The organism is Micromonospora sp. CNZ309 (genome assembly GCF_002846525.1).
Genome location: NZ_PJNG01000001.1, coordinates 2,992,223 through 3,012,688, shown reverse-complemented (window position 1 = coordinate 3,012,688; position 20,466 = coordinate 2,992,223). Strand labels below are relative to the sequence as shown.

Genomic DNA, 20,466 nt, shown 5'->3' with positions numbered 1-20,466 from the left:
CGCCGGTCGGCGGCGCGACTGCCGCTGCCGACCGGCGCCTCAGTCGGCGGTGACCGCCGCCCGCAACTCCCCGAACGCGGCGCCGAGCGTCTCCGGGGTGAAGTGCGCGTTCAGCCCGCTGGGGTTGGGCAGCACCCACAGCGGGGCACCCGCCAGCGGCTCCGGCTGCGGCCCGAAGGCGGCCTTCGGCCGGGCGAACCCGATCCGGTACGCGGTCACCCCCACCACGGCCACCCACCGGGGCCGGTGCCGCGCGACCTTGGCGGTGAGGACCTCCGCCCCCTCGAGAAGTTCGGCCGGGGTCAGCTCGTCGGCGCGGGCGCTGGCCCGCGCGACCATGTTGCTGATGCCGAGGCCGTAGCCCGGCAGCTCGTCCTGCTCGCTGGGGTGCAGCAGCCGGGGCGTGAACCCGCCCCTGTGCAGCGCCGGCCAGAACCGGTTGCCCGGCCGGGCGAAGTGCCATCCGGTCGCCGCCGACCACAGGCCCGGGTTGATCCCGACGAAGAGCACGTCCAGGCCGGGGGCGATGACGTCGGGGATGGTGCGCTGCGCCGCCGCGGCGAGTTCCTCCCGCGTCGGCCGCGGATGCCGTGCGGCCGCGTCCGTCGCCACCGCCCGCCGCCGGGCGGGGGAGCCGGGTGCCGACCTGCCGGCGGGCGGGGCCATCACAGGCTCCGCAGTACGCCGCCGTCGACCGGCACGGTGACCCCGCTCAGGTAGCTCGCGGCGGGGGAGAGCACGAACGCGGCCACCCGGCCGAACTCGGCGGGGGCGCCGATACGGCGCAACGGGATGGCGGCCTCGGCCTCCGCGCGTGCCCGCTCGGGGTCGCCGGTGGCCGCGAAGAGCTCCACGTTGCGGTCGGTCATGATCCGCCCCGGCAGCAGCCCGACCACCCGTACGCCCCGGGGGCCGTACTCGTCGGCGACGTCCTTGGCCATGCCCGCCAGGCCGGGCCGTAGGCCGTTGGAGATGCCCAGGCCGGGCACCGGCCCGCGCGCCGAGGTCGACAGGACCAGCCCGACCGCCCCGCCCGCGTCCCCCGCCAGGTGCTCGGCGACGGTACGGACCATGCGGACGGTGCCGAGGAAGACCGTCTCGAAGGAGTGGCGCCACTGCTCGTCGGTGACCGAGGCGGCGCTGCCGGGCGGCGGCCCGCCGACCGAGACCAGCGCCCCGTCCAGCCGCCCGAAGTGCTCCCGGGCCGCCGCGACGAGGCGCTGCGGCGTCTGCGCGTCGGCCAGGTCGGCGGTCAGCCCGATCGCCCGCTCCGGCCCGCCGAGGCGCTGCGCGGCGGCGGCCACCGCGTCGGCGTCGCGGGCGGAGAGCACGACGCGGGCGCCGTCGGCGACGAGGCACTCCGCGGTGGCGTAGCCCAGCCCCCGGGAGGCGCCGGTGAGTACGTACACCCGATCGGTCAGTCCGAGATCCATGCCGTCGATCCTGCCGCACCCGGCCGGATCCGCCAGCGGGGCCCTCGGACCGCCACGGCCGGCGACCGGGGGCGGACGGTCCAGCAGCAGAGGACGGGCCAACGGCGGACGGTCCAGCGGCACCGGTTCACCGGCGGGGCGGTTCAGTGGCTGCGGTTCAGCGGTGGGCGGGGCGCAGCATGCGTACCCGACCGGCGACCTGGACCGCGACGGCGCCGCCGGCGCGCCCCCACGCCGGCAGCCGACGCGGGCGCGGCGGTGCGTGCCCGTCGTAGCGGTGGGCGGCCTCGCGCGCGGCGAGTTCCTCCGCGCCCAGTGGCGGCAGCGCGCCCTGGTCGCGCAGGTCACGGGCCAGGTCCCAGCCGTCGCGCAGCGAGCCGCCGGTCGGCCGCCCCGACGCCCAGCGGGCGAAGGTCGCCGACCACTGCGGACCGAGACCGGCGGCGAGCAACGGCCAGTGCCGGGCCACCTCCCCGGCGCGTTTGCGCAGCAACGCGGCCCCGGCGGCGGCGAGCGCCGCAGGGTCGAAACCCGCCGGCGCGGGGCCGCCGGCCACCAGCGCCGCCACCAGCGCCGCCTGCCGCTCGGCCAGGTCGCCGCTCACGTCACCACCGGGAAGCCGGACGCGGCGGCCAGGGCGTCCAACTCGGCGCGCAGCAGCGTCGTGGGCGGGTAGTGCCCGTCGCGTTCCAGCAGGAGCGCGGGCGGCCGGCGGCGGGCGCACAGCTCGCGCAGCAGGTCCAGCACCGGTGGCGGCACCGGATCGGTGTGCGTGTCGTGGTAGTAGCCGCCGTGCTCGGCGCCGCCCGCGACGTGCACGTAGGAGACCCGCTCCAGCGGCAGCCGGTCGAGCAGCGCGACCGGGTCGGTGCCCCGGTTGCGGGCGTTGGCGTACACGTTGGCGACGTCGAGCAGCAGGAACGCGCCGGTGCGGTCCATGATCTCGGTGAGGAAGTCGGCCTCGTCCAGCTCGTCGTCGGGCCAGTCGAACAGGGCCGCGATCGGTTCCAGCGCGAGCGGCACCGGCAGCGCGGCCTGCGCCCGGGCGACGTTGGCGCAGACCGCGTCGACCGCCTCGCGGCTGCGGGGCAGCGGCAGCAGGTGGCCGGCCTCGACGCCGCCGGCCCGGACGAAGGCGATGTGCTCGCTGACCAGCGGCGCCCCCACCAGCTCCGCCACCGCGCCCAGGTGGGCGACGCGGGCCGGGTCGACCGGTTCCGCGCCGCCGAGGGACAGGCGCACGCCGTGCGGTACGACCGTCACGCCGCGCTCGCGTAGCGCGGCGAGCCCCGCCGGCAGCGGCCCGGAGGTGGCGACGGCCTCCGCGACCACCTCCACGAAGCGCAGCCCGGGCAGGTCGGCGACGAACCCGGCGATCTCCGGCCGCCAGCCGATGCCCACCCCGTGCGGGCCGGTCATCCGCCGCACCCGCCTCCGCCGCAGCCCCCGCCGCCTCCGCACGAGCTGCCCCCGCTGCACGAGCTGCCCCCGCCGCACCCGCCGCCGCTGGAGGAGGCGCCGGTGCCGCTGATGGCCTGGCGCTGGATCTCGGCCTGGCTGGCGAAGCCGGGGTCCATGGCGTAGAGCGACGCGGTGCCGAACAATGCGACGCCCATCGCGGCGCCCGCCGCGCCGTACGTGGCGTAGGCCGGGCCCGAGGCGGGCGCGAGGTAGGTGTGCTGGCGCCGCAGGTCGCGCAGTGCCCGGGTGGCGGCGTGGGTGCGCCACGGCACCCGGTGCAGGAGGACGGCCACGACGATCAGCGGGATCTGGCTCAGCACGAGCCAGCCCACCGGACGGTCGTTCATCAGCCCGGCGACGATGCGCGCCACGCCGACCAGCAGCAGGGCGGTGAGCAGGAACGCGCCCAGGCGCAGCGCGGACCGGCGGGCCGGTGCGAGCGCGAGCCCGCGCTGCTCCAGGCTGGCCCGCAGCTGATCGAGCGCCCGGACCACCCACTCGTCGCGGGCCAGCTGCCGGGTGGTGGCGTTGCGGCCGGCCGCGAAGTGGATCGCCTGGTCCAGTGGTGTGATGCCGGCCGGCAGCGGCCCGCCGGTGGTCAGCCGCCGGTCCGGTCGTACGCCGATGGCGCCGCTGCTGCGCAGCGCGCCGACGGAGGCCCAGATCGCCAGCTGCTGCCCGCCGTTGAGGTAGGCGACCTGCTGCGGGCCGAGCTGGCCGACGTGACCCACCGACGGGCCGGCGAGGACCGCGAGCCGGTGGACGAGCGTACCGACGACGATCACGACGGCCACGAGGAGATAGACCCGGAGGAAGGTGGGGCCGGAGATGCCCCAGGTGTCACCAGGCGCGGCGGGGACGGTCATCTGCTGCTCCTTCGGGCGAGGGGATCGCGGCCCAATTGTGGAGCAGCCCCGCCAGGGCGTACCCACCGCGTGGGTCGAGTTACCGGACCGATACGCGTGGCGGGGGCGGACGGTCAGCGGCGGCGCACGGCCTCCTCGACCAGGTCGAGCACCGGGCCGAGGTCGCCGGCGGGGCGGCCCATCGCCAGGTGCAGCACCAGCCCGTCGTAGGCGAGTTCGAGGAACTGGGCCAGTACGTCGATCGGCACGTCCTCGCGGAGCACGCCCGCCTCCCGCTGCCGGGCCAGCCGGTCGCGGGTCGCCTCGGCGACCGCCGCCGACCGCTGCGCCCACCGCTTGGCAAACGCCGGGTCGGTCCGCAGTCGCCGGGACACCTCCAGTTGGCTGCCCAGCCAGCCGGTGGTGTCGGGGGAGACGGCGCCGGCCAGCAGGTCCCGCATGACCTGGACCAGGCCGTTGCGGGCCACGGTCTCCACCATGGCCGCGGCGTCGTCCTCGGCGACGGCGAGGAAGAGCGAGTCCTTGTCGCGGAAGTGGTGGAAGATCGCGCCCCGGGACAGCCGGGTGGCCTCCTCCAGCCTGCGGACGGTGGCGCCCTCGTAGCCGTGCCGGGCGAAACACGCCCGCGCGGCGGCGAGGATCTCCTGCCGGCGCGCGTCGAGCTGATCCTGACTTACTCTGGGCACGGGTCGATCGTGACAGCTCACCCTCCGTTGTGCAAACCGTACGTACGGCTTGGTTTGGCCGCGCGCATGATCATCGGCAGGGCGCGTGCCGGTTAGGATCGCCCCGTGATGCCACTCCCCACCGCCGTCGCGGTCCCCGCCGCGCCGCTGACCGTCGCGGCCGTGCAGGCCGAGCCCGTACCCGGCGACGTGGCCGGCAACGCGGCGAGCGCCGCCCGGCTGGTCCGCCGCGCCACGGAGCGCGGCGCGCGGGTGACCGTGCTGCCGGAGCTCTTCCTGCCCGCGTACCACCTGCCGACGCTGGCGGCCGATCCCGCCGGCACCGACGTCGCGGCCGACGCGGCGGCCACCGTCGACGACGCGCGGCTGGACCCGCTGCGCGAGGCGGCCCGCGACGGCGGCGCGGCCGTGGTGGTCGGCGCCGCCGTCCGGCACCCGGACGGCCGGCGGACGATCTCCGCCCTGCTGGTCGACGGGGCCGGCGACGTCCGCGTCGGGTACGACAAGCAGCAACTGTGGAGCGGCGAGCGGGAGCTGTTCGTCGCCGGTGACCGGGGCGCGACCCTGCTCGTCGACGACTGGCGGCTCGGGCTCGGCATCTGCTACGACGGCTGCTTCCCGGAGCACGGCCGGGCCGCGGCGGCCGACGGCGCGCACGGCTACCTCTGCCCGAGCGGCTACCTGGCCGGCTCCGAGCACCGCCGCGACCTGTACTACGCCGCCCGGGCGCTGGACAACACGATGTACGTGGTGTTCGCCAACCTCGTCGGCGGCGCCGACCCGTGGCGGTTCAACGGTGGCGCCGCCGTCTACGACCCGGAGGGCCGCCCGTTGGCCAGAGGCGCGGACACCGGCGAGGCCGTGCTGGTCGTCGCGCTCGCCCCGGAGGCCCTCGCGGCGACCCGGGCCGCCCACTGCATGCTGCTCGACCGCCTGCCCGACCAGGGCGGGGCCCGCGCGGCCCTGCCGGCCTGACGGGCCGCCGGAAGCCGACTCGGCACTGTCGGCGGGCGGTGCCGGTCCCGTAGGGTGCCCGAGTGCCGCTGCTCCTGCTGGACCTGGACAACACGCTGCTCGACCGGGCCGGTCCGTTCCGCGCCTGGGGGGAGCGTTTCCTGGCCGGTGTCGGCGCGCCGCCGGCCGACATCGACTGGCTGCTGTCCATCGACGCCGACGGGCTGACCGACCGGTGGGACGTGGCCGACGCCGTACGGGACCGCTACCGGTTGCGGATCCCGTCCATCGACCTGGTCGAGGAGCTGCACGACTGCGTGGTGGCCGACGTCCGGCTCGATCCGTTGGTGGCCTGCGCGCTGCGGATCGCCGACGGGGCGGGCTGGACGCCCGTGGTGGTCAGCAACGGCGCGGTGCGGCAGCAGGAGGCCGTCATCCGGCGTACCGGACTGGACCGCTTCGTCGCCGACTGGGTCATCTCCGAGGAGGTCGGCGTCAGCAAGCCCAACCCGAGGATCTTCGCGCTGGCCGCCCGGCGGGTGCGGCTGCCGTTGCGCGGCGCCTGGGTGGTCGGCGACGGCCCGGAGGTGGACATCGGGGGCGCCGCCGCCGTGGGGCTGCCCAGCGTCTGGCTGCACCGGGGGCGGAGCTGGGTCGACAGCCGGTTCGCCCCCACCCGCACCGCCGACGGCGTGATCGCCGCCGTCGCGGCGGTGCTCGCCGCCTGACAGGCGGCACGCCGGGCGTAAATCGGTTGACCCGGGTGGCGCCGGCCCGTGAGCATGGTCGGCGCATCGTGCAACCGGGTGCGCCCGGTCGAGGAGAGGGGGTCGGTCATGGCCGTCTTCGCAGGTCATTTCCACCTGCCTCCATCAGCCTCGAGCAAGGGAACACCACCGCAGTGCGCGATCACGACCTTCCGGCGCGCGAGCGCCGTACCCGCGGCAAGCGCCGCTACGACGACGACGAGCAGCTCTTCCTGAAGCGGGGCCGGGCCGCCGGTCCCGCCCCCGCCGACCCGGACGCCGAGCCGGACCCCGAGACGGGGGACAGCTGGTCCTCCTGGGACGACGCCGTGCAGGGCCCGCAGCCCCACCCCGACTGGCTGGTCACCGAGCTGGCCGCCAGGGACACCGAGCTGGGGGTGCTCAAGACCGGCAAGGAGGCGGACGTCCACCTGGTCCGCCGGGCGGTCCCCGACACCGACCGGTCCTGCCTGCTGGCCGTCAAACGGTACCGGGACCCCCAGCACCGGCTCTTCCACCGCGACGCCGGCTACCTGGAGGGGCGCCGGGTCCGCCGGTCCCGGGAGAACCGCGCGATGGCCGGGCGCACCGCCTTCGGCCGGCAGATGATCGCCGGGCAGTGGGCCGCGGCGGAGTTCGCCGCGCTGGCCCGGCTCTGGGAGGTCGGCAGCCGGTACGGGACGATTTCCGTCCCCTACCCGGTGCAGGTGCGCGGCACCGAGCTGATGCTGGAGTTCCTCGGCGACCACGACGAGGGGCTGGCCGCGCCCCGGTTGGCCCAGTTGCGGCCGGAGGCTGGGGAGCTGCGCGAGCTGTGGGGGCAGCTCGTCGACGCCCTCGTGGTGCTCGCCCGCGCCGGCCTCGCGCACGGCGACCTGTCGCCGTACAACCTGCTGGTGCACGCGGGGCGGCTGGTGCTGATCGACCTGCCACAGGTGGTCGACGTGGTGGCCAACCCGCAGGGGCCGGAGTTCCTGGCCCGCGACGTCCGGGTGGTCGCCACCTGGTTCGCGGCCCGCGGCCTGCCGGCGGCGGACGCCGATCCGGCCGCGTTGACCGCGTTGCTGCTGCGGGAGGCGGGGATCCGCTGACCGCGACGTCCCGGGCGGCCGGCACGTGCCGCCCGGGACCGGGTCACTGGAGGTAGCGCTCGACCGCCGGCTTGGGACGCAGGCCCTGGGCGTCGGGGTCGCCGTGGGTCTGCCGGGCGGCCCGCCGTCGCCGCAGCAGGTCCCAGCACTGGTCGAGGGACTCCTCCAGCTCGCGCAGCCGGGTGCGGGCGTCGTCGTCCGTGCCCGACTCCCCGGCCTGCGCGTCGGCGCGCAAGCGGTGCTCCTCGTCGACCAGCTCGGAGATGCGGTTCAGGATGGTCTTGTCGTCCATGCCCTGAGCCTGGCACAGGCCGTGCGGGCGCGCCCGGGTTCCACCGTCGTGCCCGCTTCTGCGGTAGGTTGCCCAGCCATGGTCCCCACCGTCCGCGCCGCCGGCCCCTCCGACGCGGCAGGCGTCGTCGCCCTGCTCCGCGCGGCCCGCCCCCATCTGGTGGTCACGCCGCAGGTGCTCGCCTGGCAGGCGACCGGCAAGCCGGCGGAGCGCTTCGGGATGCTCGTCGCCGAGGCGGGTGACGGGATCGCCGGCGTCGCCCGTACGGGGCTGCTGCACGAGAGCACGGAGCCGGGGCTCGGCTTCGTCAACCTGGTCGTGCACCCCGAAGGGCGGCGGCGGGGCGTCGGCTCGGCCCTGCTCGCCGCCGCCGAGGAGCGCCTCGTCGGGCTCGGCGTGCGCCTGGCGTACGCCCGGGTCGTCGACGAGCCGGCGTCGCTCGCCTTCGCCGAGCGGCACGGGTACCGGTCCGGCCGACGCAACGTGATCCTGGGTCTCGACCTGGCGACGGCGGTGCTGCCGCCCGCGCCCGCCCCGCCGGCCGGGGTGCGGCTGGTCACGGCGGCGGACCTGCCCGACCCACGCCCGCTGTACGAGGCGGACCTGGCCGCCGCCCCCGACGAGCCGGGCGACGTCGGGATGGACGAGATCAGCTTCGGCGACTGGCGGGCCGCGTACTGGGACCGGCCGGACCTGGACCGGGCGCTCAGCACGGTGGCGTCGGCCGACGGGGTGGTGGTGGCCTTCACCGTCGCGCTGACCGACGGACGCGACCGCTACCTGTCGGGCATGACGGGCACCCGGGCGGCGTGGCGGGGTCGGGGCCTCGCCCGGCTGGTCAAGCACTCGTCGCTGCGGGCGGCCCGGTCGGCGGGCCTGCGGTGGGCGTCCACCCTCAACGACGCCGGCAACGACGCGATGCGGGCGGTGAACGCCTGGTGCGGGTACCGCCCGGTGGCCGCCGAGTGGCGCCACCTGCGCACCCTCCACGAGTGACGCCCGACACGAAATCCTTCATGGACGAGCATTCCCATGAGCAAAATTCTCGTTCGACGGCTAGCGGATCCTCGACGGGTGGTGGCATGCTTCCCGAATCGTGACGCAAGGCAGCCGTCTGCGTGACGGTCTGTCACAGCGCAGCGTGACCAAGGGGGAGGAGCCGCGGGTGCGGGATGCCATGGCCGGGCGGAGCGTCGACGACGCACGGGGGCGGGCCGCCCGCTCGATACCACTGTGGAGGATGCTCCCGGGTCTGCTGCGCGACCCGCTGGGCCAACTCGTCGCGGTGGCCGACTCCGCCGAGGGCGAGATCGTCCGGCTCAACCTCGGGACGATCCGTCCGTACCTGGTCACCGAACCGGCCCACGTGCAGCACATCCTGCGCGACAACGAGGCCAACTACACGCGCGGCGGCAACAGCATGCTCTGGCGTCCGGTGCGGCGACTCACCGGCGAGGGCATCCTGTCCGACGGGCCGCAGTGGCAGGCCAGCCGCGCGCGCATGCAGCCGCACTTCACCGCCAAGCGCATCGACTCCCTCGTGGACATCATGAGCCGCGCCGTCAGCGACGCCGTCGACGAGTTCGAGGAGCCGGCCCGCACCGGCCGATGGTTCGACGCCGGCACCGAGCTGGGACGGGTCATCTGCCGGGCGATCAGCAGCGTCTTCTTCGCCGACCGGGTGAGCCTCGCCGACCAGCTGCGGATCGTCGCCGCCCAGGGCACGATCGTGACGGCGCTGCGCGCCCGGCTGCTCCTGCCGTTCGTGCCCGACGCCGTGCCGGTGCCGGGCGACCGCGCCCTGAGCCGCGCGATCGGCGTCGTCGACGACATCATGCTGCCGCTCGTACGCGCCGAGATGGCCAACCCGCGCGACGGCGACGACCTGCTGGCCGCCCTGGCACGCGCCCGCGACGAGCAGGGCCGCCCCCTCGACGAGCGGCAGGTCCGCGACGACGTGGTGGCGTCCTTCGCCACGGCGACCGAGACCACGTACGCCGTGTTGACCTGGCTGTGGCCGATCCTGGACGCCCACCCCGAGATCGCCGAACGGCTCTACGCCGAGCTGGACGAGGTGGTGGGGACCGACCGGACGATCAGCCGGGAGCAGCTGCGGGCGCTCACCTACACCCGGGCCGTGGTGGAGGAGCTGCTGCGGATGTACCCGGCGGGCTGGCTGCTGCCGCGTACCGCCCTCGCCGACGACGTCATCGGTGGCACCAGGATCAAGGCGGGCAGCATCGTCGTCGTCAGCTCCTACATCACCCAGCGGCTCGCCCGCTTCTGGGACCGTCCGGACGTCTTCGACCCCGAGCGCTTCCGCGGCGACCAGTCGCGCCGCGGCCACCGGTACGCGTACTTCCCGTTCGGCGGTGGCCCGCACCAGTGCCTCGGCATGTACCTGTTCAACCTGGAGGCCCCGCTGGTGGTGGCCACCATGCTCAGCCGCTACCGCTTCCGGCTGCGGGAGCCCGGCATGCCGCCCAAGCAGTTGGCGGCGGCCCTGCGGCCGGGCCGGCCGGTGGTCATGGCGCTGAGCCCGGTCCGCGAGCGGAGGCCGGCATGACCGCGCTGCCGGCGGCGACGCCCGAGGGGCGCGACGAGCTGCGCGACGCCCAGGAGCAGGGCCGCATCTGCGGCCTGGCGGTACGCGGCCAACGCGACCTCCAGGCCTCGGCCGCGGCCCGCCCCGAGCTGTTCCCCGCCGAACCGTTCGACACCATGCTGTTCGCCAACATCTCGCTGGCCATCGCCTTCGGTGCCCCGTGGTGCACGGCCGAGCAGCTGCGCGCCGCGAACCGCACCGTGCTGTGGGGCTTCGCCCTCGACTGGCTGATCGACCACCGGGCGCGTACCCGCGACGAGGTCGACGGGCTCGTCGCGCGCTGCCGCGCGGTGGCCGCCGGCGAGCCGCCCGCCGCCGACGACCATCTCGGCACCTACCTGGCGGCACTCCAGGAGGAGCTGGCGACGGTCCCCGCCTTCGCCGCGTACCGCCCGCTGTGGCGCGACCGGGTGGACGCGACGGTACGGGCGATGGCCCGCGAGTGGGAGTGGAAGGCGGCCTGGCGGCCCGGGGACCGGGCGTCCCTGCCGAGCCTCGACGCCTACCTCGACAACGCCGACAACCACGCCTGCACGATCGTCAACGTCGCGCACTGGCTCTACACCGGCGACGAGGCCACCCTCGCCCGGCTGGACGAGCTGGTCGCGGTCAGCGACCAGGTGCAGCGCGCCCTGCGCCTCGTCAACGACCTCGGCACCTACGAGCGCGACCTGCGCTGGGGCGACCTGAACGCGCTGCTGCTGGTCGAGGACCGCGCCGAGGTGGAGCAGCGGCTCGCCGCGCTGGTGGACAGCTGCCGCCGGATGCTGGTCCCGCTCCGCACGACCTGCCCGCGCGAGGCGGACTACCTGGCCCGGCAGGTCGGCTTCAGCAGCGGCTTCTACCAACTGGCCGACTTCTGGGGCATGTCGTGACGGCGGCACCCGTCGCCGCGCCCGACGTCGGCGACGCCGGGCTCGCCGCCGCCGGCCGTGAGCTGGTGGCGGCGATGCTGGCCGCCCCCGCCGGCACGGTCTCGCCCTCGATCTACGAGACCGGCCGGCTCGTCGGCGACGCGCCCTGGCTGCCGGGGCACGCCGAGCGGCTGCGGTACCTGCTGGCCGCCCAGCGCGCCGACGGCGGATGGGGCGCGCCCGGCGCGTACGGCCTGGTGCCCACCCTCAGCGCGGTGGAGGCGCTGCTGAGCGCCCGGCGTACCGACAGCCGGGAGGCGCACCGGCTCGCCCCGGCCGTGGACCGGGGCGTGGCGGCGCTGCGGGACCGCCTGCTGGTCGCCGTCGAGCCCGTGCCGGACATGCCGGGCGTCGACCTGATCGTGCCCGCCCTGATCGACCGGATCGACGCGCTCCTCGACGGCGGCGCGGTCGGTCGGAGCCGGCCGGCGGCGCGCGCGCTGCCGATGCCGTACGGCATGACCCGGCACCGGGCCGACGCGGTCGGTCGACTCCTCGCCGCCGGCGGGCCCGTGCCGCAGAAGCTGTGGCACGCCTTCGAGGTGCTGGACGCGCGGGCGCGGGTGTGCCTGCCGGCCCGGCCCGTCTCCGGCGCCGTCGGCGCCTCGCCCGCCGCCACCGCGGCCTGGCTGGGTGATCCCGCCCGTGCGGGTGCGGACCCCGCCGCGCTGGCCTACCTGACCGGCGTCGTCGCGCGCGGCGGCGGACTCGTGCCGTGCACGACGCCCATCGCCGTGTTCGAGCGCGCCTGGGTGCTCAGCGGCCTGGCCCGGGTCGGCGCGGCGACGGACGTCCCCGCCGAGTTGACCGGCGGGCTGGCCGCCGCGCTCGGACCGACGGGCGCGGCCACCTCGCCCGGCCTGCCGACCGACGCCGACACCACCGCCGTCACCCTCTTCGCGCTGGCCCGCCTCGGGCGCCCGGTCGCGCCCGACAGCCTCCTGGCGTACGACACGGGGGCGCACTTCTGCACCTGGCAGGGCGAGGACGGCGCCTCGGTCACCACGAACGCCCACGTCCTGGAGGCGCTGGGCTGGCACACCCGGCACCGGCCGGGTCGCCCGTACGCCGACGTCGTGCGGCGGGTGGCCGGTTGGTTGGTCGACGGCCAGCACCCTGACGGCAGCTGGACGGACCGCTGGCACGCCTCCCCGTACTACGCGACGGCCAGCGTCGCGGCCAGCCTCGCCGAGTACGCGCCCGACACCGCCGGCGAGCGCCTCGACCGGGCGGCCGACTGGGTGCGCGACACCCAGCGCGACGACGGCTCGTGGGGACTGTGGGCCGGCACGCCGGAGGAGACCGCGTACGCCCTCCAGGTGCTGCTCGGCACCGGGCGCGCGCCCCGGCCGGGCCTGGCCCGCGTCGTGCGCCGGGCGCTCGCCTACCTCGACGACCACCGCGAGGGCACCGAGGACGTTCCACTGTGGCATGACAAGGATCTCTACCACCCGGTGCTGATCGTGCGGGCCGCCGTGCTCGCGGCGCGGCACCTGGCCCGGCTGACCGGCCACGCGGGACGGTGAGCGCGGCGATCGGGTGCCCACCATGACGCACCGGTCATGATCAGGACTGCTTGAGTGATCGTCGTGACACTGCTACCGTGCGCCGGGTCGGTCGAAGCGCCATGCGGAAGCCGCCGATCGGATGAATCAGACTCCCCGCCAGGATGGGTTTTCAATGGGTTCCCGCAGTTCCAATCTGCGCCGGAAAGTCGTGGCTCTGCTGGCCTCACTCGTTGCGCTGTGGGCGTTCGCCGCGTGGGTGACCCTCCGGGAAGGCGTGGGTCTCCTCTGGGTGCAGGTGCTCGACGCGCAGGTCGCCCAGCCGGGTGAGCCGTTGGTGCTGGAGTTGCAGGCCGAGCGTCGCGCGTCCGCGGCGTACCTGGGGGGCTCGGGCGCGGCCGAGCGGGAACAGCTCGACGCGCAGTGGCGGCGCACCGAGGGCGTCGCCGACGACTTCCGCAAGTCGGTCAGCAGTTGGCGGGTGGACCTCGCGGCCGACGAGAGCCAGCGGCAGATCGACGCGGTCGTCGGCGGGCTCGACCGGCTCGACGGCGTACGCGAGTCCATCCGCGACCGGCAGGTCGACCGCGCTACCGCCACCCGTGCCTACACGGAGCTGATCGACTCGGTGCTGCGGATGTACGGGTCGCTGGGCAACCTGGACGACGAACGGTTCACGCAGGAGACCGGGGCGCTGATCGACCTCGTCCGGATCCGCGAACTCATGTCCCAGGAGGACGCCCTCGTCACCGGGGCCCTGGCCGCCGGCCGGATGACGCCCGAGGAGACCGCCGCGTTCGCCCGCGCCACCGGCGCCCAGCGCTACCTCGACAGCCAGGTCCGCACCGACCTGTCGAGCGCCGACCGGGCCCGCTACGAGGCGCTGCTCAGCGGCCAGGCGTACACCACGTTCCGGGCGTTGGAGGACCGGGTCGTCGTGCAGGCACGCGCGGGCGGCGCGCCACCGGTGTCGGCGGCCGAGTGGCGCGCGGCGGCCGACGTGGTGGTCGAGGAGCAGCAGCGCTTCATCATCGAGGCCGGCGACGCGCTCGTGGAGCGGGCCGTGCCCATCGCCGTCGGTGTCGTCCTGCGGCTGGTGCTGGCCGCCGGTCTGGGCCTGCTCGCCGTCATCGCCTCGATCGTCGTGTCGATCACCACCGCCCGGGCCCTCGTGCAGCAGTTGGAGCGGCTGCGCGACGCCGCCTTCCGGCTCGCCAACGAGCGGCTGCCCGGCGTGGTCGAGCGGCTCGGCCACGGCGAGGAGGTGGACGTCGCCAAGGAGGCGCCGCCGCTGGAGTTCGGCGACGACGAGATCGGCCAGGTCGGCAAGGCGTTCAACGCCGTGCAGGAGACCGCGATCCGCACCGCCGTCGAGCAGGCCGAGCTGCGCCGCAACGTCCGCGAGGTGTTCCTCAGCCTGGCCCGGCGTACGCAGGCGCTGGTGCACCGCCAGCTCACCCTGCTCGACGCGATGGAGCGTCGCGAGCACGACGCCGAGGAGCTGGAGGACCTGTTCCGGGTCGACCACCTGGCCACCCGGATGCGGCGCAACGCCGAGAACCTGATCGTGCTCTCCGGCTCCACCCCGGGTCGCGCCTGGCGGCGCAACGTGCCGATGGTCGACGTCGTGCGCGGCGCGGTCGCCGAGGTGGAGGACTACACCCGGGTCAACGTGCTGCCGCTCGGCGCCGTCTCGCTCACCGGCCGCGCGGTCGGCGACGTCATCCACCTGCTCGCCGAGCTGATCGAGAACGGCCTGTCGTTCTCGCCGCCGCACACCTCCGTCGAGGTGCGCGGGCAGATGGTGGCCAACGGCTTCGCCATCGAGATCGAGGACCGTGGCCTGGGCATGAGCGAGGAGGACCTGGCCGCCGCGAACCACCGGATCGTCGACCAGTCCGAGCTGAACCTGGCGGCCGCGTCCCGCCTCGGGCTCTACGTGGTCAGCCGGCTGACCGAGCGGCACGGCGTGCGGGTGCAGCTCAAGGAGTCCGCGTACGGCGGCACCACGGCCGTCGTGCTGATCCCGGCCGAGCTGGTCACCGCCGACGACGAGGACCCGAGCGCCTCCGGTGGCTTCCCGGCCGGTCTGCCCGCCGCCACCCCGGCGCCCGGCACGCCCGGCCAGGTGCCGCCCACCGCCGAGTCGCCGCTCACCGCGGCGCCGGTGGCGCTCGCCGAGCCGCTCACGCCCCGTACGCGGCCGGCCCCGCACGCCGACGCGCCTGCCGAGGAGGACGCCGACACGGGCGGCCTGCCGACCCGGTCGCGCGGCCGGAGCCTGTCGACGGCCGCCCCGGCCCTCGACGCGCGGTTGCCCGTCCGGCCACGCGGTGGCTCCGAGCAGTACGCCCTGGACGGCCCGACCTTCCCGACCGGCCTGCCGGTGGCCGCCGCCCGGCCCGCGCCGGCCGAGGCGACCGGGGCGCCGGACGCGTCGGAGGCGGACACCGGCTCCACCGCGACCGGCGGTCCGGCGCCGACGGCCCGCCAGGTGACCGCGCGTACCGACTCGGGGCTGCCGGTGCGGGTGCGCCAGGCCAGCATCGTGCCGGAACTTCGCGACGATCCGGCCGCTGGCGGGGACGACGACACCGACGACGAAGCGGCGCGCCCGCCGGAGCAGGTACGCCGGATGATGAGCTCCTACCAGACCGGTACCCGGCGCGGCCGCACGGACGCCGCCCGGCTGCTCGGTGGAGCGGGCGACAGCCGTATCGAGGCCGGCGGGGAACCCGACGCCGGCGACGACCTGCAAGCGACCTGACCGGCGCCGCGACGGCGCGGGGGACCTCCGCGCCGTGACGGTCAGCCGAGACGAGCACGGCGACAACTGCCGGGGGAGAAGAGGACGACGAGTGGCGCAGAAGACGGCTTCGAGTGCCGACCTGACGTGGTTGCTGGATGATCTGGTCGGCCGGGTGAAGCAGGCCGACCACGCGGTCGCGCTCTCGACGGACGGCCTGTTGATGGCCGCCTCGCGAGGGCTCAGCCGGGACGACGCCGAGCACCTGGCGGCCATGGCGGCCGGCATCCAGAGCTTGGCCCGGGGCGCGGGCAAGCGCTTCGGCGGAGGCCAGGTGCAGCAGACCATCATCGAGATGCAGTCGTCGTTCCTGTTCGTCACAGCGGCGGGGCGCAACGCCTGCCTCGCCGTCCTCGCCAGCGAGGACGCCGACGTCGGCCTGATCGCCTACGAGATGGCGATGCTGGTCACCCGCGTCGGCAAGTACGTGGCGTCGCCGACGCGGACCGGCGAGCAGCAGACCGGCGAGAAGTAGCCGCGATGACGGTGCAGGGGGAGTCCTCGGAGCACCAGTGGGTCGACGACCATGCCGGCCCGGTCGTGCGCCCGTACGCGGTGACACGTGGCCGGGCCCGGCCGGTCACCGGCACGTTCGACCTGATCTCCCTGGTCACGGCGACCCGCGCGGACGTGAGCCCGGAGGTCGGGCTGGGCCCGGAGCACCTGGCGATAGTCGGGCTCTGCCAGCGGATCCAGTCCGTCGCCGAGATCGCCGCCCACCTTGACCTGCCGGTGGGCACCATCCGGGTCCTGCTCGGTGACCTGGCGGCCCGCAGCCTGGTGCAGGTACGCGAACCGCACACCACGGCCGGCCTTCCCGACAACAGCGTTTTCGAGGCGGTAATCAATGGACTACGGGCACTCTGAGCGGCCGGCGGGAGCGACGCCACTGCCCACCGCGATCAAGATCCTCGTCGCGGGCGGCTTCGGCGTCGGCAAGACCACCATGGTCGGCGCGGTCAGCGAGACGCGCCCGCTGCGTACGGAGGAGGTGTTGACCGAGTCCGGCGTCGGCATCGACGACCTCTCCGGGGTGGAGAGCAAGACGACCACCACCGTCGCCATGGACTTCGGCCGCATCACCATCAGCGACGACCTGGTGCTCTATCTCTTCGGCACCCCGGGCCAGGACCGGTTCTGGTTCGTCTGGGACGAGCTGGCGCTCGGCGCGCTCGGCGCGGTGGTGCTGGCCGATACGCGGCGGCTGGCCGACTGCTTCCCCTCGATCGACTACTTCGAGGGCCGTGGCACGCCGTTCGTGGTGGCGGTCAACTGCTTCGAGGGGGCCCGGACGTACCGGCTCGACGAGGTGCAGGCGGCGCTCAACCTCGATCCGGGGGTACCAGTGCTGCTCTGTGACGCGCGACAGCGGGAGTCCAGCAAGGAGGTGCTCATCACGTTGATGGAGCACGCCATGAAGACCCGCGAGGCCCGCCGCCGCGCCGCCACAACCGAGTAACCGGATACCACCGCCACCGCAGCCGCTGCGGCGCGGGCGGGAGTGCGCCCGCCCGGTCCGGAGCGCGCAACCGCCACCGCACCGCAGCCGCTGCGGCGCGGTAGTCGCCGCTGCGCCGCTGTCCGCTGCGCCGCTGTCCGCTGCGCCGCTGTCCGCTGCGCCGCGTCTTCTCGGCGCGTTGCTGCCTGCTGCGTCGCGCTCCCGGCGCGCTGATTAGATCTTGGTAGGGAATGGCCCCTCCGGGGGCACGTCCGTACCAAGATCTCCGAGCGTGCACCGGTGCCAGCGCGCCGACGAGTGGCAGCGCGGCGTTGGGTGGCGGTGCGCCCGCTGGCGGCGGGGCGAGAGGGCACGGTCTCCGCTTGCCCGCACCGTCGGGTGGACGGCGCACCCGTGTGCACCGTACGCGGCTTCCGTGGGTGCCAGGTGGGGCGTGGCGGCAGTACGTGTACGTGGGCTCCGGCACGCCGGAGACGAACGGCACCGTGGTCGAGCCGCGCACGTACCATCCGTACACCCTCGACCCGGCGGCGGACGTGCCCGCCCTGGTCCTCGCGGGCGCCGGCACCGGCCGCATCTGAGCGGACACGCGATGGGCCCCCCGCCGTGGCAGGGGGCCCATCGTCCGTGCCGTCAGCTGGCGATCATGCGACGCAGCACGTACTGCAGGATGCCGCCGTGCCGGTAGTAGTCCGCCTCGCCCGGGGTGTCGATCCGGACCACCGCGTCGAACTCGACGCCGGTGTCGGTGCTGACCTTGACCGTACGCGGGGTCTCGCCGTCGTTCAGCGCGGTCACACCGGTGATGGAGAACGTCTCCGTGCCGGTGAGCCCGAGCGACTCGGCGGTCTCGCCCGCCGGGAACTGCAACGGGAGCACGCCCATGCCGATCAGGTTCGAGCGGTGGATCCGCTCGTACGACTCGGCGACGACCGCCCGGACGCCGAGCAGCATGGTGCCCTTGGCCGCCCAGTCGCGCGACGAGCCGGAACCGTACTCCTTGCCGGCCAGCACGACCAGCGGGATGCCGGCCTCCTGGTAGGCCACGGAGGCGTCGTAGATCGAGGTCTGCTCGCCGGTCAGGTGGTTGACCGTGAAGCCGCCCTCGACGCCCGGAACCAGCTGGTTGCGCAGCCGGATGTTGGCGAAGGTGCCCCGGATCATCACCTCGTGGTTGCCCCGGCGGGAGCCGTACGAGTTGAACTCGTGGCGCGGCACGCCGTGCTCGGCGAGGTACGTGCCGGCGGGCGAGTCGGCCTTGATGGAACCGGCCGGCGAGATGTGGTCGGTGGTCACCGAGTCGCCCAGCTTGGCCAGCACGCGGGCGCCGGTGATGTCGACGACCGCCTTCGGCTCGCGTTCCATGCCCTCGAAGTACGGGGGCTTGCGGACGTAGGTGGACTCGTCCGCCCAGGCGAAGGTGTCGCCGGTCGGGGTGGGCAGCGACTGCCAGCGCTCGTCACCGGCGAAGACGTCCTCGTACGCGGCGCTGAAGCCGGTGGCGCCGATCGCCGAGGCGATGACGTCCTGGATCTCGGCGCTGTTGGGCCAGATGTCCCGCAGGAACACCGGGTTGCCCTCGCTGTCCTCGCCGATCGGCTCGTTGGCCAGGTCGATGTCCATCGTGCCGGCCAGCGCGTACGCGACCACCAGCGGCGGGGACGCCAGGTAGTTCATCTTGACGTCCGGGTTGATCCGGCCCTCGAAGTTCCGGTTGCCGGAGAGCACGGAGACGACCGCCAGGTCGGCCTCGTTGACCGCGGCGGAGACCTCCTCCGGCAGCGGGCCGGAGTTGCCGATGCAGGTGGTGCAGCCGTAGCCGACCAGGTGGAAGCCGAGCTTCTCCAGGTAGGGCGTGAGGCCGGCCCGCTCGTAGTAGTCCATGACGACCTTGGAGCCCGGGGCCAGGGTGGTCTTCACCCACGGCTTGCGGTTCAGGCCCTTGTCGACGGCGTTGCGGGCCAGCAGGGCCGCGCCGATCATCACCTGCGGGTTGGAGGTGTTGGTGCAGGAGGTGATCGCCGCGATCACCACGGCGCCGTGGTCCAGCTCGTACTCGACGCCGTCTGCGCCGGTGACCCGGGTCGGGTTGCTGGCCCGCCCGCCGGCGCCGAGCGCGCCGTTGACCAGCTCGCGCGGGGCGTCGGCGGGGTCGTTGGTGCCATCGACGGCCGGGGAGTCGCTGGCCGGGAAGGACTCGGCGCTGGCCTCGTCGGCACGGCCCTGCACGCCGAACGGCTTCTCCTGCTGCGGGACGCCCGGCTTGCGGTCGGAGCCGCCGGTCTCGTCGGCGGCCACGTAGTCGGCCAGCGCCGAGCGGAACAGCGTCTTGGCGTTGCCCAGCGGGACCCGGTCCTGCGGGCGCTTCGGGCCGGCCAGGGACGGCTCGATCGTGCCCAGGTCGAGCTCCAGGCGTTCCGAGTACTCCGGCTCGGCGTCCGGGTCGTGCCAGAGGCCCTGCTCCTTGGCGTACGCCTCGACGAGCGCGACCTGCGCGGCGTCGCGGCCGGTCAGCTCCAGGTAGCGGACGGTCTCGGCGTCGATCGGGAAGATCGCGACGGTGGAGCCGTACTCCGGGGACATGTTGCCGATGGTGGCGCGGTTGGCCAGCGGCACGGCGCTCACGCCGGGGCCGTAGAACTCGACGAACTTGCCGACCACGCCGTGCTTGCGCAGCATCTCGGTGATGGTGAGCACCAGGTCGGTGGCGGTGGTGCCGGCCGGCATCTCGCCGGAGAGCTTGAAGCCCACCACGCGCGGGATCAGCATGCTGACCGGCTGCCCGAGCATCGCGGCCTCGGCCTCGATGCCGCCGACGCCCCAGCCGAGCACGCCCAGACCGTTGACCATCGTGGTGTGGGAGTCGGTGCCGACCACCGTGTCCGGGTACGCCTGGCCGTTGCGCTCCATGATCGTACGGGCCAGGTACTCGATGTTGACCTGGTGCACGATGCCGGTGCCCGGCGGGACGACCTTGAACTCGTTGAACGCGGTCTGGCCCCAGCGCAGGAACTGGTAGCGCTCCTTGTTGCGCTCGTACTCCAGCTCGACGTTGCGCTCGAAGGCGTCCTCGCGACCGAACAGGTCGGCGATGACGGAGTGGTCGATGACCAGCTCGGCCGGGGCGAGCGGGTTCACCTTGGTGGCGTCGCCGCCCAGCTCCCGGACGGCCTCGCGCATGGTGGCCAGGTCGACCACGCAGGGCACGCCGGTGAAGTCCTGCATGAGCACCCGCGCCGGGGTGAACTGGATCTCGACGCTCGGGTCGGCGTCGGATTCCCAGGCCCCGAGCTGCCGGATGTGGTCGGCGGTGATGTTCGCGCCGTCCTCGGTCCGCAGCAGGTTCTCCAGGAGGATCTTCAGGCTGTAGGGGAGCCGTTCGTGCCCCTCCACCTTGCTGATCTTGAAAATCTCGTAGCTCGCGTCTCCGACGCGTAGCTGGGTCTTCGCACCGAAGGTGTCGAGGCTCGCCACGTCGTACTCCTTCACACCAGCGACCGTGAGTAGTCCTGAGCAGTCTGTCGCACCGGTCGGGGTGCCGCCGTGGTTAGGGGACACTTACCGCCGATTCTCCGTCGTCAACAAAACCGTACGTCCGTCTTGCTAACTTCGCAACCTCGTGCCATCGTTCGGGACGAGGAGGTGTCA

20 protein-coding genes are annotated in these 20,466 nt (G+C 74.5%); 12 read left to right on the top strand and 8 right to left on the bottom strand.

What is annotated here, in order from left to right; translation table 11 throughout:
- Window positions 1–39: 39 nt before the first annotated feature.
- The 6 genes from mug to CLT72_RS11980 all read right to left on the bottom strand — a co-directional run bounded on the left by mug (window position 40) and on the right by CLT72_RS11980 (window position 4,446).
- Window positions 40–666, bottom strand: coding sequence for a G/U mismatch-specific DNA glycosylase (gene mug, locus CLT72_RS12005; RefSeq protein ID WP_101411620.1), 627 nt, complete (start codon window positions 664–666; stop codon window positions 40–42).
- A complete protein-coding gene (locus tag CLT72_RS12000) occupies window positions 666–1,433 on the bottom strand; it encodes an SDR family oxidoreductase (RefSeq protein ID WP_101415113.1) in 768 nt (255 codons plus the stop codon). The genes mug and CLT72_RS12000 overlap by 1 nt, the downstream gene beginning before the upstream one ends.
- A gap of 157 nt (window positions 1,434–1,590) precedes the next feature.
- Entirely contained in the window at window positions 1,591–2,037 is a 447-nt protein-coding gene (locus CLT72_RS11995) for an SCO6045 C-terminal-like domain-containing protein (protein WP_101411618.1), read from the bottom strand.
- The gene (locus tag CLT72_RS11990) at window positions 2,034–2,852 is read right to left on the bottom strand and encodes an MbnB/TglH/ChrH family RiPP precursor modification enzyme (RefSeq protein WP_101415112.1); all 819 of its coding nucleotides are present in this window, start codon (window positions 2,850–2,852) and stop codon (window positions 2,034–2,036) included. Before CLT72_RS11990 ends, CLT72_RS11995 begins: the two co-directional genes overlap by 4 nt.
- Entirely contained in the window at window positions 2,849–3,760 is a 912-nt protein-coding gene (locus CLT72_RS11985; protein WP_101411616.1) for a TIGR04222 domain-containing membrane protein, read from the bottom strand. The genes CLT72_RS11990 and CLT72_RS11985 overlap by 4 nt, the downstream gene beginning before the upstream one ends.
- 113 nt (window positions 3,761–3,873) lie before the next feature.
- On the bottom strand, window positions 3,874–4,446 hold the full coding sequence (locus CLT72_RS11980; protein ID WP_101411614.1) for a TetR/AcrR family transcriptional regulator: 573 nt from the start codon (window positions 4,444–4,446) through the stop codon (window positions 3,874–3,876).
- Window positions 4,447–4,554: 108 nt separating this feature from the next.
- Between CLT72_RS11980 and CLT72_RS11975 the strand changes: the two genes are divergently transcribed.
- The 3 genes from CLT72_RS11975 (at window position 4,555) to CLT72_RS11965 (ending at window position 7,237) form a co-directional block, all read left to right on the top strand.
- Window positions 4,555–5,421, top strand: coding sequence for a carbon-nitrogen hydrolase family protein (locus CLT72_RS11975; protein ID WP_089003346.1), 867 nt, complete (start codon window positions 4,555–4,557; stop codon window positions 5,419–5,421).
- Window positions 5,422–5,483: 62 nt separating this feature from the next.
- Window positions 5,484–6,128, top strand: coding sequence for an HAD family hydrolase (locus CLT72_RS11970; protein ID WP_101411612.1), 645 nt, complete (start codon window positions 5,484–5,486; stop codon window positions 6,126–6,128).
- Window positions 6,129–6,301: 173 nt separating this feature from the next.
- On the top strand, window positions 6,302–7,237 hold the full coding sequence (locus CLT72_RS11965; protein WP_101411610.1) for a serine protein kinase RIO: 936 nt from the start codon (window positions 6,302–6,304) through the stop codon (window positions 7,235–7,237).
- 43 nt (window positions 7,238–7,280) lie between these two features.
- On the opposite strand, the gene CLT72_RS11960 is transcribed toward CLT72_RS11965, so the two are convergent.
- Window positions 7,281–7,529 carry a DUF2630 family protein gene (locus CLT72_RS11960; protein ID WP_101411608.1) on the bottom strand — a complete coding sequence of 83 codons (249 nt, stop codon included), beginning with the start codon at window positions 7,527–7,529 and terminating at the stop codon, window positions 7,281–7,283.
- Window positions 7,530–7,607: 78 nt separating this feature from the next.
- Between CLT72_RS11960 and CLT72_RS11955 the strand changes: the two genes are divergently transcribed.
- The 9 genes from CLT72_RS11955 to CLT72_RS11915 all read left to right on the top strand — a co-directional run bounded on the left by CLT72_RS11955 (window position 7,608) and on the right by CLT72_RS11915 (window position 17,399).
- Window positions 7,608–8,525 (top strand): GNAT family N-acetyltransferase, encoded by a 918-nt coding sequence (locus tag CLT72_RS11955; RefSeq protein WP_101411606.1) that lies wholly within the window; start codon window positions 7,608–7,610, stop codon window positions 8,523–8,525.
- Between the two features lie 229 nt (window positions 8,526–8,754).
- On the top strand, window positions 8,755–10,095 hold the full coding sequence (locus CLT72_RS11950; protein ID WP_199184746.1) for a cytochrome P450: 1,341 nt from the start codon (window positions 8,755–8,757) through the stop codon (window positions 10,093–10,095).
- Window positions 10,092–11,009, top strand: a complete 918-nt coding sequence (locus CLT72_RS11945; protein ID WP_101411602.1) for a terpene synthase family protein — start codon at window positions 10,092–10,094, stop codon at window positions 11,007–11,009. Before CLT72_RS11950 ends, CLT72_RS11945 begins: the two co-directional genes overlap by 4 nt.
- Window positions 11,006–12,574: a prenyltransferase/squalene oxidase repeat-containing protein gene (locus tag CLT72_RS11940; protein WP_250100027.1), complete on the top strand. Its 1,569-nt coding sequence runs from the start codon at window positions 11,006–11,008 to the stop codon at window positions 12,572–12,574. The genes CLT72_RS11945 and CLT72_RS11940 overlap by 4 nt, the downstream gene beginning before the upstream one ends.
- Window positions 12,575–12,728: 154 nt before the next feature.
- Window positions 12,729–15,320 (top strand): nitrate- and nitrite sensing domain-containing protein, encoded by a 2,592-nt coding sequence (locus CLT72_RS11935; RefSeq protein WP_101411600.1) that lies wholly within the window; start codon window positions 12,729–12,731, stop codon window positions 15,318–15,320.
- A 91-nt stretch (window positions 15,321–15,411) separates the two neighbouring features.
- On the top strand, window positions 15,412–15,834 hold the full coding sequence (locus tag CLT72_RS11930) for a roadblock/LC7 domain-containing protein (RefSeq protein ID WP_088999398.1): 423 nt from the start codon (window positions 15,412–15,414) through the stop codon (window positions 15,832–15,834).
- 5 nt (window positions 15,835–15,839) lie between these two features.
- Window positions 15,840–16,226, top strand: coding sequence for a DUF742 domain-containing protein (locus tag CLT72_RS11925; RefSeq protein WP_088999399.1), 387 nt, complete (start codon window positions 15,840–15,842; stop codon window positions 16,224–16,226).
- The gene (locus tag CLT72_RS11920; protein WP_101411598.1) at window positions 16,207–16,818 is read left to right on the top strand and encodes a GTP-binding protein; all 612 of its coding nucleotides are present in this window, start codon (window positions 16,207–16,209) and stop codon (window positions 16,816–16,818) included. Before CLT72_RS11925 ends, CLT72_RS11920 begins: the two co-directional genes overlap by 20 nt.
- A gap of 419 nt (window positions 16,819–17,237) precedes the next feature.
- Complete coding sequence (locus tag CLT72_RS11915; RefSeq protein WP_199184556.1) at window positions 17,238–17,399, top strand: hypothetical protein; 162 nt, start codon at window positions 17,238–17,240, stop codon at window positions 17,397–17,399.
- Window positions 17,400–17,451: 52 nt separating this feature from the next.
- Here the strand turns inward: CLT72_RS11915 and CLT72_RS11910 are convergent, their stop codons facing one another.
- On the bottom strand, window positions 17,452–20,307 hold the full coding sequence (locus tag CLT72_RS11910) for an aconitate hydratase (RefSeq protein WP_101411596.1): 2,856 nt from the start codon (window positions 20,305–20,307) through the stop codon (window positions 17,452–17,454).
- Window positions 20,308–20,466: the final 159 nt, after the last annotated feature.

Bases quoted from the DNA above. Each gene is read 5' to 3' on its own strand.
- mug (WP_101411620.1), bottom strand. From the start codon at position 666: ATGGCCCCGCCCGCCGGCAGGTCGGCACCCGGCTCCCCCGCCCGGCGG.
- CLT72_RS12000 (WP_101415113.1), bottom strand. From the start codon at position 1,433: ATGGATCTCGGACTGACCGATCGGGTGTACGTACTCACCGGCGCCTCC.
- CLT72_RS11990 (WP_101415112.1), bottom strand. From the start codon at position 2,852: ATGACCGGCCCGCACGGGGTGGGCATCGGCTGGCGGCCGGAGATCGCC.
- CLT72_RS11985 (WP_101411616.1), bottom strand. From the start codon at position 3,760: ATGACCGTCCCCGCCGCGCCTGGTGACACCTGGGGCATCTCCGGCCCC.
- CLT72_RS11975 (WP_089003346.1), top strand. From the start codon at position 4,555: ATGCCACTCCCCACCGCCGTCGCGGTCCCCGCCGCGCCGCTGACCGTC.
- CLT72_RS11960 (WP_101411608.1), bottom strand. From the start codon at position 7,529: ATGGACGACAAGACCATCCTGAACCGCATCTCCGAGCTGGTCGACGAG.
- CLT72_RS11955 (WP_101411606.1), top strand. From the start codon at position 7,608: ATGGTCCCCACCGTCCGCGCCGCCGGCCCCTCCGACGCGGCAGGCGTC.
- CLT72_RS11945 (WP_101411602.1), top strand. From the start codon at position 10,092: ATGACCGCGCTGCCGGCGGCGACGCCCGAGGGGCGCGACGAGCTGCGC.
- CLT72_RS11935 (WP_101411600.1), top strand. From the start codon at position 12,729: ATGGGTTCCCGCAGTTCCAATCTGCGCCGGAAAGTCGTGGCTCTGCTG.
- CLT72_RS11925 (WP_088999399.1), top strand. From the start codon at position 15,840: ATGACGGTGCAGGGGGAGTCCTCGGAGCACCAGTGGGTCGACGACCAT.
- CLT72_RS11920 (WP_101411598.1), top strand. From the start codon at position 16,207: ATGGACTACGGGCACTCTGAGCGGCCGGCGGGAGCGACGCCACTGCCC.